An 11,659-nucleotide genomic window follows, 5' to 3' on the forward strand; every position below is an offset into this window, starting at 1 on the left:
TTCTCCTTTTGGCTTGACAAGTTTTTTGTTTTGTTGTATTATTGAATTAACACAAAGGTAATTAGAAAGGAGATCGTGATGTCTTGGACATTTGATAACAATAAACCCATTTATTTGCAGATTATGGAGAAAATCAAATTGCAGATTATTTCCCATAAACTCGAGCCCAATCAACAGCTTCCAACCGTTAGAGAATTAGCAAGCGAGGCAGGTGTCAATCCCAACACCATCCAGCGCGCCCTATCGGACTTGGAAAGAGAAGGCTTCGTTTATACCAAGCGGACATCTGGACGCTTTGTCACAGAGGATTTGGACTTGATCCTCCAATCCCGTAAGCAACTGTCAGAAGAACAGCTGCAACAGTTTGTAACAGGCATGGTAGAATTTGGCTATGAAAAAGAAGAACTACCGACTGTTTTGAGAGATTATATTGAAGGAGTTTAAACTATGACCTTGTTAGCATTTGAAAATGTGTCAAAATCCTATGGAGCAAGTCCTGCTCTTACAAATGTTTCCCTTGAAATCCCGGCAGGAAAGATTGTGGGTCTCCTTGGCCCAAACGGTTCCGGAAAAACAACCCTGATTAAACTAATCAACGGCTTGCTACAGCCAGAGGAAGGGCGTATCCTTATCAATGGCATGGAACCAAGCCCAGCAACTAAAGCTATTGTTTCTTATCTGCCTGATACGACCTATCTAAACGAGCAAATGAAGGTCAAGGAAGCTCTCACTTATTTCAAGACCTTCTACCAAGATTTTAATCTGGAACGTGCTCAAGGTCTTCTTCGTGACCTTGGCATCGATGAAAATAGCCGTTTCAAGAAACTCTCAAAAGGGAACAAAGAAAAGGTTCAGTTGATCCTTGTCATGAGTCGCGATGCTCGTCTATATGTGCTTGATGAACCAATCGGAGGTGTCGACCCAGCAGCTCGTGACTATATCTTGAACACCATTATCAACAACTACTCTCCAACTTCGACTGTTTTGATTTCAACCCACTTGATTTCAGATATTGAACCAATCTTGGATGAGATTATCTTCCTCAAGGATGGAAAAGTCGTCCGTCAAGGAAATGTTGATGATATTCGCTATGAGTCTGGAGAGTCTATCGACCAACTCTTCCGCCACGAATTCAAAGCCTAGTTAAAGGAGATTATTATGTTTTGGAATTTAGTTCGTTATGAATTTAAAAATGTTAACAAATGGTATTTAGCCCTCTACGGTGCTGTGTTGGCTCTTTCTGCCCTTATAGGGGTTCAAGCTAGTTCCCTAAAATCCATCGATACACCTGATCAACAAATGATTATGTTAGTTTTTCTGGCTCTAGTTTTTGGTGGACTAATCATTACCTTAAGTATTTCAACCTTGATTTTGATCATCCGTCGCTTCAAGGGTAGTGTCTACGATCGTCAGGGATACCTAACTCTAACACTCCCCGTATCTGAGCACCAAATCATTTTATCCAAACTTTTGGGTGCTTTCATCTGGTCTCTGGCGAGCTCATTAGTCTTTATCTTGAGTATTTATATCATTTTAGTTCTGACTGGTGCAAACTTCCTTGATATCTTTTCTCTCGAATACCTCTTTAAATTTTACATGGATAGTTTCTGGCTTTCTGTGATTTCATATATCCTCAGCACAATTTCAGGAATCCTTTGCATCTACTTGGCAATCTCTATCGGACAACTCTTTAATGAATACCGTACAGCTCTTGCCGTTTTAGCCTATATTGTTATCCAAACCATTCTCGGCTTTGTCGGTCTCAACCTTCGCATAGATTTCGACTACAATTGGATGATCTCCTTTGAAATCGTTAAAGACCTCATCCTCAGCGCAGCCTTCTATCTCGGAACCTACTATATCTTGAAGAATAAAGTTAATCTTCAATAATCAATCGACGGCTGGACAATAACTTAATTTTAGCAGAAAATGAAATAGATCTTTCTATGATAAAACGCATATTATCAAGGTTTTTCAATACCTGATAATATGCGTTTTTCTGATTTTAAAAACTTTTAGCGCAGATTCCCTATTCGTCTAAATAGTCACATTTTCTAAGCCTAAAACCCCATTTCATGTGAATTATTTTACAAAAAAGAGTATAATGCCTTTATAAAGTTGCTTTTCACTAGGAGGTTCCCACTTTATGCTTAGAAGATTTGTAACAAAGAAACACCTCATTCTCTATTTTTTATCAATTATCATCACCTGGCTTGAAGCTATTATCACACCTGCCCTCGTTCAGAATATAGTGGCTAGTTTTACCAATCAGGACCTCGAATTACTCTGGAAAGTTCTACTATTGGGAATTTTAGGCAATCTCATCCTTCTTATCGGATTAGCTGGTAAAAGATACTACTACGCCCGTCTCATAACCGATTTCAAATTTGGACTTAAAAGTGCCATCTTTCATCAGTTTTTAAACAGTTATGCGATTGCTGAGCAAGACCTTCTGTCTGATTTGGAAAATGATGTCAAGCAACTGGAAACAAGCTATATTGAGCCTACAGTGATTATTATTTCTTCCATTGGATTTACAAGCGTTTCGGTCTCTTATGCCTTGTGGACCAACTTCTATCTGGGACTCATCTTTATCCTTTTTTACTCTCTCCCAGTCCTTTGTAGTTCCATCGGTACCAAACGCTTAGATACCCTCTCCGAGGCTCGTTCAAAAATCAATCAAAACTATCTAGCAACTTTGACAAGCTTCATCAGTGGGAGCCAACAAATCCGCCACTACCATGGGCAAACTTTCTTTTTCAATCGTTATTCTAGTCAGCTACAACATAGTCTTGATGCAGAGATAAACTATGAAAAACAGCGCACTATCAATAGTCTCCTCATCAATAGTATTGATGCTTTTTGTTCCGTTGCTCCCATTGTCATCGGTGGTTTTATGACCTACTATGGCCACCTCAGTGCAGCCAGTTTTGTCGCTATTTATCTCGTATCTCACAATATCGGCTATCAATTTCAAGAACTAGCTTATTTTAACAACACTCGTAAATCCACTACCTATCTCTGTAAGAAATATCAAAAGCTTCTTAGCCAGAAAAATCATAATTTGACCAAGCCTATTCCAGATATCTATCCTATCAAAGCGGAGAATCTCTCTTTAGAGGTAGAACAACAAGTGATTTTAGCACCTCTCTCACTTAGTATCAATCAAGGAGAAAAAATTGCCATCATCGGAGAGAGCGGCACTGGTAAAACCACTCTCCTGAATATTATTCATGGAGATCAAGACGCTACGAGTGGACACATTAGCTTTGCAGGACAAATCCTTAGTCGGGAAGAAATCACTAGCATTAGTTCTTACATCCTCCAATCCAGTCATTTTTTTGACTACTTATCACTAACTGACAATATCACTCTGGGCTCCGTCATAGACCAGACTAGATTGGATAAAATCCTGAGACAGACTGGCTTAGAGGATTTAAAGCATAGAAAACTTAGCGATGATAGTCTATCTGGTGGCGAAAAACAACGGTTAGAAGTCGCTCGCGCCCTCTACCATGAGAGTAAACTAATCCTAGCCGATGAGGTAAAGGCCAATCTTGACTTGGAAAACAGTCGAAAAATCAGTGATCTCCTCTTTTCTATGCCACAGACTGTTATTGAAGTTATTCACCATTATACCGAAGAAGACCTAAAACGCTACGACCAGGTCATAAGATTGACCAAATAAAACGAAAGCCCATAAAGTACTTTCGCATCCGTAGAAAAAACCAAGGAAATCAAAAATCCTTGGTTTTTAACTCAAGATCAAATTAGCTACGATCGGACTGACAAATACGTAGAGAATCCCTGTAACACCGATGGCTAGTCCTCCCATAGCACCTGCAACTGGTCCATAGCGAAAGGCCGTTCCAGTTCCAACGGCGTGACCTGTTCCACCCAGGGCTAGTCCAGCCGCTACTGGATCGTCTATTTTTAGCCATTTTAGAAGTGTTGGTCCGATAACGCTGGTCAAAATCCCCGTCGCTACTACAACTACTAGGGTCACGGTAGTCAAGCCCTGCAACTTTTCTGTAATCCCTACTGCCATAGCGGTCGTTACTGACTTAGGAAAGAGGGAAATGGCTAGGAAAAAGTCCATGCCAAAGATTTTTGCGACTAGGGCTGTAAAAGTGGTATTGACGATGACAGCTAGGAAGCTCCCCAGCAAAATACTCCTAACATGATGCTTCATCAAGTGGAAACTCTTATAGAGGGGAATTCCTAGAGCCACTGTTGAAGGAACAATCAAGTTATTAAGATAAACCCCACCTTGGTAGTAATCTTGATAGGAAATGCCAGTTACCTTTAGAAAGATGATAATAAAAATAGCTGACAGCAACAAGGGAGTCGTTAAGGGATGAGGATAGCGTCTGAAAATCATCATTCCCCCAAGATAGGCTAAGATTGACAAAGCAATCCCAAATAGGGGATTGGATACAAATTCGCTCATTTAGCACCTCTTTCTTCGTAGTCACCTTCATAGCGTTTTTTGATAAATTGAACCACAAGCGCAATCAAGATGATATTAATCACTGCTGCAAAAAAGACAATCAAGACAATCGGCAGAAGATAGGGAGCAATCACATCAAATTTTTCCATAATTCCAACCGCAGGAGGTAGAAAGAGGATGGTCATGTTGGCTAGGAGAAAATTTCCAACCATGTTGACATGGCGAATGCGCAGCCATTTGAACTGCAAGGCTAGAAAAAGAATAATCAAGCCGATGATACTTCCAGGGATGGACAAATGAAAAAAACTGGAGATTCCTTCACCGATTAAAGAAATCACAAAGAGAATCATTAACTGAACATATAACTTCATTGTAAACTCCACAAATAGACTTTCTGCATACCAGTTTACTCTTTTTTCAGAAAATTTCAAGGAAATATATAAGAAACATCCTTCTTGCTATCTAAGCCAAAAAGGTGTATACTAATTGCGTGCGCAAGCATCATAGATGCACTAGTATGATTACACTATTATAGAGGGAAAGGAGATTGATATGACTTACTTAGAAAAATGGTTTGACTTCAACCGCCGACAAGTAGAGCTAGAAGCACTTTTAGAGCAAACGATTGCTGAGCAGAGTGACCAAAGCCTAACGCTCAAAGAATTCTATCTCTTGCACTTTTTAAATCAGGCTCAAGAAAAATCTTTGAGACAGATTGACCTGCCGGACAAACTCCATCTGAGTCCAAGCGCAGTATCACGAATGGTGGCACGCCTAGAAGCCAAAAACTGCGGTTTACTTAGTCGGAGATGTTGTGACCAGGATAAGCGAGCTAGTTTTATCTGCCTCACTAAGGAGGGTCAGACAACTCTTGCCTATCTACAAAAAGCTGTAGAAGAGAGCCTTGAAACAAAAGCAAGTTGGCTTTCCTAAAATTTTTACAAAAAAACTTGCGTGCGCAAGCAATTTTCTTGACATTCCTTTTTCCAAGGAGTAAAATGAAGATATGATTTAGCAAAGGAGAATCTTATGATTGAAATCACTTATCTTGATGCCAGCAAGCAAGAGAGAACCATGACCTTCGAGTCATACGAAGAATTTGAACGTTCTCAACATGCCTGCCTGATTGGTGTCGCAGACTACTACCCTGTCCAAAAAGTAACCTACAAGGGGCATGATTTGGACTACCATGGGACTTATGGAGATGTCTTCTTCTATCTCATGAAACAAGATTTAAGCCAATATAATTAAAAAGGAGAAATACTATGGCAAAAGCAATTACAGATGCAACATTCGAACAAGAAACTAAAGACGGATTGGTCTTGGTTGACTTCTGGGCAACTTGGTGTGGTCCATGTCGTATGCAAGGTCCAATCTTGGATAAATTGTCTGAAGAACTTTCAGAAGATGTCTTGAAGATCGTTAAAATGGACGTTGATGAAAACCCAAACACAGCTCGTTCATTCGGTATCATGTCTATCCCTACTCTTCTTTTCAAAAAAGATGGACAAGTGGTGAAGCAAGTTGCTGGTGTTCACACTGCAGAACAAATCAAAGCTATCGTTGCTGAATTGAGCTAATCACACTAGAGACCAAGTACATTCTTTGGTCTCTTTTTTCTTGCCCTTTGCCATTTTTCAAAAAATATGCTAGACTGTAGGTAGAATATTACGATGTTTGGGACATGCCATCGCTAAAAAAAACCTCTACTTGGTATTTTTTAGCTCCCTCAAGGGAGCTTTTTGCGTGCTCTGAACATTTCCCATTTTGGAAGGAGTACTATGAAACGTCAATCAACCTTGGTCGTCTTTAGTGGCGGTCAAGATTCCACAACCTGCCTCTTTTGGGCTAAAGAACATTATGAAACGGTCGAGGCCGTCACCTTCGCCTACGGTCAACGCCATCACCTCGAAATTCAAGTTGCTAGAGAAATCGCCAAGGAACAAGGTATTCGTCATCACATCTTAGATATGTCTCTACTGGGGCAAATCACTGAAAATGCCCTGACCTCTGATCTGGAAATTGAGCAAAAAGAGGGAGAGGTCCCCAATACCTTTGTTGATGGTCGCAACCACCTCTTTTTGTCCTTTGCGGCAGTTCTTGCCAAGCAGCGTGGAATTACGGATATTGTGACAGGTGTCTGTGAAACAGACTTCTCAGGCTACCCTGACTGCCGAGATGTCTTTGTCAAATCCCTCAATGTTACCCTCAACCTTGCTATGGATTACGACTTCGTTATCCAAACACCTCTCATGTGGCTAGACAAAGCTGAAACTTGGGAATTGGCTGACCAACTCGGTGCCTTTGACTATATTCGTGAGAAGACCTTGACTTGCTACAATGGGATTATCGGTACTGGTTGTGGAGATTGTCCTGCCTGCCATCTACGCCAACATGGTTTAGAGGTTTATCTCTCTCAGAAAGGAGAGGCCTGATGTTTTTTGCCCCCAAAGAAATCAAACGAGAAACTGGGGAATCTCTTGTCTACAATCCTCACAGAACCTTAGTCTCCAAAGAATTTACCTTTGATGCTGCCCACCACCTCTTTCACTATGAGGGAAAATGCAAATCCCTACACGGCCATACCTATCATCTGCAAATCGCAGTCAGTGGATTTTTAGATGAACGTGGCATGACCTACGATTTTGGGGATATCAAACAAATCTACAAGGACTACTTAGAACCCCACTTGGATCATCGCTATCTCAACGAGACCCTGCCCTACATGAATACGACTGCTGAAAATATGGTTTACTGGATTTTCCAAACTATGAGCCAAGAGTTGCCAGATGAACGCGATCTCCGTTTGGAATACGTTCGCCTCTATGAAACTCCGACTGCCTTTGCAGAGTTTAGACGGGAGTGGTTAGATGACTAGTGAACGTGTACTTAAACTACCAGTTCTAGAAATTTTTGGCCCAACCTTTCAAGGTGAAGGTCGTGCTATCGGCCAGAAAACCATGTTTGTCCGCACTGCAGGTTGCGACTATCACTGCGACTGGTGCGATTCTGCCTTTACTTGGGATGGTTCTGAAAAACCTACTCGCATGACAGCTGATGAAGTGATCGCTGAGTTAGACAAACTAGGAAGCTACGACTATGTAACCCTATCTGGTGGAAATCCAGCCATCCTAGCTGCCAACATGGCTCAACTGGTCACCAAACTCAAGCAACGTGGTGTTACTCTGGCTGTTGAAACCCAAGGCTCCCGCTGGCAACATTGGTTAAAAGATATCGATCAGGTGACTCTGAGTCCCAAGCCTCCTTCATCTAAGATGGAAGTCAACTTCGAGACCTTGGACTTTATCGTTTCTCAATTGGATCCAGACAAGGTCACCTTTAAAATCCCTGTTTTTGATGATGCAGATCTAACCTTTGCCAAAGACATTCAAGAACGCTACCAACCAGATGTCCTCTTCTTATCGGCTGGAAATCCTGAGCCCAAGGCTACAGGCAATATTGTCCAAGACCAACTAGATCGCCTCAAAGAACTATGGGAACGCGTTGCTGCTGATGATAGCTGGGGCAATGTCCGCGTCCTTCCACAACTCCATACCCTCCTCTACGATAACCAACGTGGTGTTTAAGATTAGAAAGAAAAAAACATGTCACAACAAGAAGAAATGAAAAACCTAAGCCTACTGGGCAATAAAGAAACCACCTACATCTTTGACTATCAACCAGAAGTCCTGGAATCCTTTGACAATCGCCATGTGGAAAATGACTATTTCATCAAATTTAACTGCCCTGAATTTACCTCACTGTGCCCAATCACTGCGCAGCCAGACTTTGCAACGATTTATATTTCCTACATTCCTGACAAGCTCTGTGTCGAGTCAAAATCCCTCAAACTCTACCTCTTTAGTTACCGAAATCATGGGGATTTTCACGAAAACTGTATCAACACCATCGGAAAAGACTTGGTCAACTTGCTAGACCCTCGCTACTTAGAGGTGTGGGGGAAATTTACACCTCGCGGTGGTATTTCAATCGACCCCTACTACAACTACGGTAGACCTGGAACCAAGTATGAAGGATTGGCAGAACAACGCCTATTCCAACACGATCTCTATCCAGAAAAAATTGACAACCGCTAAACTCATACTCAATGAAAATCAAAGAGTAAACTAGGAAGCTAGCCGAAGGTTGCTCAAAGCACTGCTTTGAGGTTGTAGATGAAACTGACGAAGTCAGCTCAAAACACTGTTTTGAGGTTGTGGATAGAACTGACGAATTCAGGGCAAGGTGAAGCTGACGTAGTTTGAAGAGATTTTCGAAGAGTATAATACGAAAAAGCCCTGTTCCTCATCATGAGGAGCAAGGCTTTTTGAGTTTCAATTATTCTTCAGTTCCAAGGAAGTTTTTAGCAACAAGAGCTGCAAGAACTCCACCAACGATTGGTGCAAGGATGAAAATCCAAACTTGTTGAAGAGCTGCGCCACCTACCAAGACAGCAGGAGCCAAGCTACGAGCTGGGTTTACTGAAAGTCCAGTGATGTTCAATCCAACAAGGATCAAAGCTGTCAATGACAAACCGATGACCAAACCAGCGATTGCACCATTCCCTTTACTTGCTGAAGTGACAGTCATGATGACCAAAACAAACAAGAAAGTTGCGATTGTTTCAAACAAGAAACCACCAAAGACAGTTACACCATTTGCCAAGGCATTTTCACCAAGACTTGCAGTTGACATACCTGAATTTGCCAAGAGGAAGAATACAGATCCTGATGCAAGGAAAGCACCAACTACTTGACCAAGAATGTAGTTTACAAGCTCTGAAGATGACAAACGTTTGTTAACAAACATAGCGATAGAAACAGCTGGGTTCAAGTGAGCACCTGAAACAGTTCCGATTGAGAAGGCTGCGACTACGATTGCCAAACCAAAAGCAAGAGCAATTCCAAGGTGTCCAAGTCCTTCAACACCATTTCCAAAAACAACAGCTCCTGTTCCGATGAACACAAGCATAAAAGTACCGATTAATTCAGCAACAAATTTTTTCATGTTAAGTCTCCTTTTTTCAAACTATGTATTAGTCTATCAGAAGAAGGAAAGGGTTTCAAGAAATGTGCTTGGAAACATTGTGTAAGTTTTCACATTTGATAATCAAAATCTAATATTGGAAAGATTGAATAGCTTCTTTCAAGTCATCTTGTAAACTATTTCTCTGGTCGAGTTGAACATAGACTTCTAATAGACAAGATCTGAAATTGGAAAATTTATAAAAATCTTCCCTCTCTTCTATCGGGAAATCAAGTGACTTTATCCAAGAAGCCAGTGTCGCTTGCTCCACCTTTCCTTGCAAAACAGGTTCGTAAAGGACTCTGGCCAAGCGCCAGTCCTCATCATCTATAAATCGAACCGAAATTCTTTTAAATAGTTGGCCAAGTATGTCAAATACTTCATGAACTCTATTTTTAGAAAAGTCTGGATGACAAACAACTTCAGTCAAAAGATCAGCCCCATGAGCAAAAGCATGCACCCAACCATACTGGCTTGAAAAACCAGTCGTATCCTCTTCTTTTTCAAGGTAATGCAAACCTTGATCGAGCAACGTATTTCTGATATCAGTTTTAAGCACTTGATAAAAAAGAGACTGTTCATTGCCATCAGCAGATAAGAGATTGGCATAAATAAGGGCCCTAAAAGAACGTTCAAGCGTTGAAGCTCCTGTCTTATCAATCTCTTTATCTAGCCCACCATCAGAGACAATCTCAGCAGCAATCAACTGAAATTGCTCCTTGGTAAATAACTCTTCTTGAATCCCCCTAGCTAAACTAGTAAAAACCAATTCATCGCGAATCTCTTGACTCGGATCCCCTAAGTGCTCAAGCAACCACAGGATTTCTTCCTCATGATAACTTGGTTTTTCTTCTATTACTTTTCTTTTCAATTCTTGATACATGGTCAATACCTCTACATTTCTAGCAACTTGATATAATCCAGACCCCATTTTTCGACAGCATCTAAAACAACTCTGAATTCCTGTCCCATTTCGGTTAAGCTGTACTCAACTCGTGGGGGAACTTCCGCATAGACCTTTCGTTGAATAATCTTATCCTTTTCTAATTGACGGAGATGACGTGTCAAAATAGTTTGAGTAATCCCAGGCAATAATCTCTGCAATTCTTTAAATCGTTTAGTACCCGTACTCAACTGATAAATGATTACCAGTGCCCATTTCCCTGTTAAAACCCTCTGCGTTGTCGCAAATGGACAAATACCATACTCACTCACTTTATTTGGCATAAAATATCTTCTTTCTATTTTTTTAAAAAAATTTATCTTTTAGTATCAACAATAGTACTACTTTTGATACTAGCTATCGAAAAAGTGTCTACTTGTTTTTTCGATTGTAACTGTTATAATTATATCATAAAAAAGAAATGGAGAATAGATATGTCAACAAACTTAGAAATTTTCAACGCTTATAACCAAGCTTTAATTGCTGGTGACTTTCCTGGTGTCTTCGAAACGATGGCAGACGATATTATCTGGCATCAACCTGGTACTCATAGTATATCTGGTACAGTTGTTGGTAAGGACAAGCTAGGAACTCACCTGGCTACATTTGCTGAGAAAACTAATGGAACCTTTAAGGTGGTAACAAATTGGGTTTCTGACAATAAGGATTTAATCGCAGCCAATGTTACTTTTCTTGGAACACGGGCTGATGGTACTGAACTCAATATGAACGGGATTGACCTCTTCCGTATTGAAGACGGAAAAATCAAAGAAGTTTGGCTTTTCTCTTCAGATCAAGCTGAAGAAGATAGCTTTTGGGGATAATTTAAGAGGCCAGGACAAAAATTTTGATTTTAGGAATTCTTTATTATAAATTTTTAAAATCGATAGATTAGAAAAAAAGCGAACAAAACAGTATTCTGAGTGTCAGATAACTCGTTTTGTTCGCTTTTTATATTTAAGATTAGACTTTTGTCCCAGACTCTTTTAATTTATTCTCCCAACTGGTCACTGTAAGCTATAATCTAATCAACTGTATCAGACAAGAACTGAATGGTATCACAGAGTGGTTTATCTGTTGAAATATCGGCTCCGATAATCATGGCTGACTCAAGTGGTGTCTTGCTACCACCTGACTTAAGGAGATTGAGCCAATCTTCAGCTCCAGTTTCTGAATGTTTCAGATGAAGGTAACCAGCAGTCGAGATGACAAGTCCTGCTGAGTAAGTGTAGCTATACAAG

At 40.6% G+C, this 11,659-nt stretch carries 16 protein-coding genes and 2 pseudogenes; 12 read left to right on the plus strand and 6 right to left on the minus strand.

Annotated features, from left to right (window positions below; all coding sequences use genetic code 11):
• Positions 1 to 78: 78 nt before the first annotated feature.
• The 4 genes and pseudogenes from ADM33_RS03845 to ADM33_RS03860 all read left to right on the plus strand — a co-directional run bounded on the left by ADM33_RS03845 (position 79) and on the right by ADM33_RS03860 (position 3,688).
• Entirely contained in the window at positions 79 to 444 is a 366-nt protein-coding gene (locus ADM33_RS03845; RefSeq protein WP_000119157.1) for a GntR family transcriptional regulator, read from the plus strand.
• Positions 445 to 447: 3 nt separating this feature from the next.
• Positions 448 to 1,143 carry an ABC transporter ATP-binding protein gene (locus tag ADM33_RS03850; RefSeq protein ID WP_000173159.1) on the plus strand — a complete coding sequence of 232 codons (696 nt, stop codon included), beginning with the start codon at positions 448 to 450 and terminating at the stop codon, positions 1,141 to 1,143.
• A 468-nt stretch (positions 1,144 to 1,611) separates the two neighbouring features.
• Positions 1,612 to 1,890, plus strand: a pseudogene (locus tag ADM33_RS11900) (hypothetical protein); the annotation flags it as partial.
• A gap of 256 nt (positions 1,891 to 2,146) precedes the next feature.
• On the plus strand, positions 2,147 to 3,688 hold the full coding sequence (locus ADM33_RS03860) for an ABC transporter ATP-binding protein (protein ID WP_049503248.1): 1,542 nt from the start codon (positions 2,147 to 2,149) through the stop codon (positions 3,686 to 3,688).
• Between the two features lie 66 nt (positions 3,689 to 3,754).
• On the opposite strand, the gene ADM33_RS03865 is transcribed toward ADM33_RS03860, so the two are convergent.
• Both ADM33_RS03865 and ADM33_RS03870 read right to left on the minus strand, forming a co-directional pair.
• On the minus strand, positions 3,755 to 4,450 hold the full coding sequence (locus ADM33_RS03865; RefSeq protein WP_001288931.1) for an LrgB family protein: 696 nt from the start codon (positions 4,448 to 4,450) through the stop codon (positions 3,755 to 3,757).
• Complete coding sequence (locus tag ADM33_RS03870) at positions 4,447 to 4,821, minus strand: CidA/LrgA family protein (protein WP_049503249.1); 375 nt, start codon at positions 4,819 to 4,821, stop codon at positions 4,447 to 4,449. Before ADM33_RS03870 ends, ADM33_RS03865 begins: the two co-directional genes overlap by 4 nt.
• A gap of 181 nt (positions 4,822 to 5,002) precedes the next feature.
• Here ADM33_RS03870 and ADM33_RS03875 point away from each other — a divergent pair, with 181 nt between their 5' ends.
• The 7 genes from ADM33_RS03875 (at position 5,003) to queF (ending at position 8,547) form a co-directional block, all read left to right on the plus strand.
• Positions 5,003 to 5,383 carry a MarR family winged helix-turn-helix transcriptional regulator gene (locus tag ADM33_RS03875; RefSeq protein ID WP_004250773.1) on the plus strand — a complete coding sequence of 127 codons (381 nt, stop codon included), beginning with the start codon at positions 5,003 to 5,005 and terminating at the stop codon, positions 5,381 to 5,383.
• A 96-nt stretch (positions 5,384 to 5,479) separates the two neighbouring features.
• Positions 5,480 to 5,701: a DUF4649 family protein gene (locus ADM33_RS03880; RefSeq protein ID WP_004250771.1), complete on the plus strand. Its 222-nt coding sequence runs from the start codon at positions 5,480 to 5,482 to the stop codon at positions 5,699 to 5,701.
• A 14-nt stretch (positions 5,702 to 5,715) separates the two neighbouring features.
• Positions 5,716 to 6,030, plus strand: a complete 315-nt coding sequence (gene trxA / locus ADM33_RS03885; protein WP_001029584.1) for a thioredoxin — start codon at positions 5,716 to 5,718, stop codon at positions 6,028 to 6,030.
• A 201-nt stretch (positions 6,031 to 6,231) separates the two neighbouring features.
• Positions 6,232 to 6,885 (plus strand): 7-cyano-7-deazaguanine synthase QueC, encoded by a 654-nt coding sequence (gene queC, locus ADM33_RS03890; protein WP_049503250.1) that lies wholly within the window; start codon positions 6,232 to 6,234, stop codon positions 6,883 to 6,885.
• Positions 6,885 to 7,328 carry a 6-carboxytetrahydropterin synthase QueD gene (gene queD / locus ADM33_RS03895; RefSeq protein WP_049503251.1) on the plus strand — a complete coding sequence of 148 codons (444 nt, stop codon included), beginning with the start codon at positions 6,885 to 6,887 and terminating at the stop codon, positions 7,326 to 7,328. Before queC ends, queD begins: the two co-directional genes overlap by 1 nt.
• Positions 7,321 to 8,037: a 7-carboxy-7-deazaguanine synthase QueE gene (gene queE / locus ADM33_RS03900; RefSeq protein WP_049503252.1), complete on the plus strand. Its 717-nt coding sequence runs from the start codon at positions 7,321 to 7,323 to the stop codon at positions 8,035 to 8,037. Before queD ends, queE begins: the two co-directional genes overlap by 8 nt.
• 18 nt (positions 8,038 to 8,055) lie before the next feature.
• Complete coding sequence (gene queF, locus ADM33_RS03905) at positions 8,056 to 8,547, plus strand: preQ(1) synthase (protein ID WP_000082591.1); 492 nt, start codon at positions 8,056 to 8,058, stop codon at positions 8,545 to 8,547.
• 241 nt (positions 8,548 to 8,788) lie between these two features.
• Here the strand turns inward: queF and ADM33_RS03910 are convergent, their stop codons facing one another.
• The 3 genes from ADM33_RS03910 to ADM33_RS03920 form a co-directional block, all read right to left on the minus strand.
• Entirely contained in the window at positions 8,789 to 9,457 is a 669-nt protein-coding gene (locus ADM33_RS03910; RefSeq protein WP_049503253.1) for an MIP/aquaporin family protein, read from the minus strand.
• Between the two features lie 109 nt (positions 9,458 to 9,566).
• A complete protein-coding gene (locus tag ADM33_RS03915; protein ID WP_049503254.1) occupies positions 9,567 to 10,358 on the minus strand; it encodes a DUF2785 domain-containing protein in 792 nt (263 codons plus the stop codon).
• A gap of 11 nt (positions 10,359 to 10,369) precedes the next feature.
• Positions 10,370 to 10,702, minus strand: a complete 333-nt coding sequence (locus ADM33_RS03920) for a winged helix-turn-helix transcriptional regulator (RefSeq protein WP_049503255.1) — start codon at positions 10,700 to 10,702, stop codon at positions 10,370 to 10,372.
• A 150-nt stretch (positions 10,703 to 10,852) separates the two neighbouring features.
• On the opposite strand from ADM33_RS03920, the gene ADM33_RS03925 reads away from it, so the two are divergent.
• Positions 10,853 to 11,242 carry a nuclear transport factor 2 family protein gene (locus ADM33_RS03925; protein WP_005591134.1) on the plus strand — a complete coding sequence of 130 codons (390 nt, stop codon included), beginning with the start codon at positions 10,853 to 10,855 and terminating at the stop codon, positions 11,240 to 11,242.
• Positions 11,243 to 11,442: 200 nt separating this feature from the next.
• Here ADM33_RS03925 and ADM33_RS03930 read toward each other — a convergent pair.
• A pseudogene (locus ADM33_RS03930) lies at positions 11,443 to 11,659 on the minus strand (oligoendopeptidase F family protein); the annotation flags it as partial.

The organism is Streptococcus oralis, from assembly GCF_001075875.1.
GTDB lineage: Bacteria > Bacillota > Bacilli > Lactobacillales > Streptococcaceae > Streptococcus > Streptococcus oralis_I.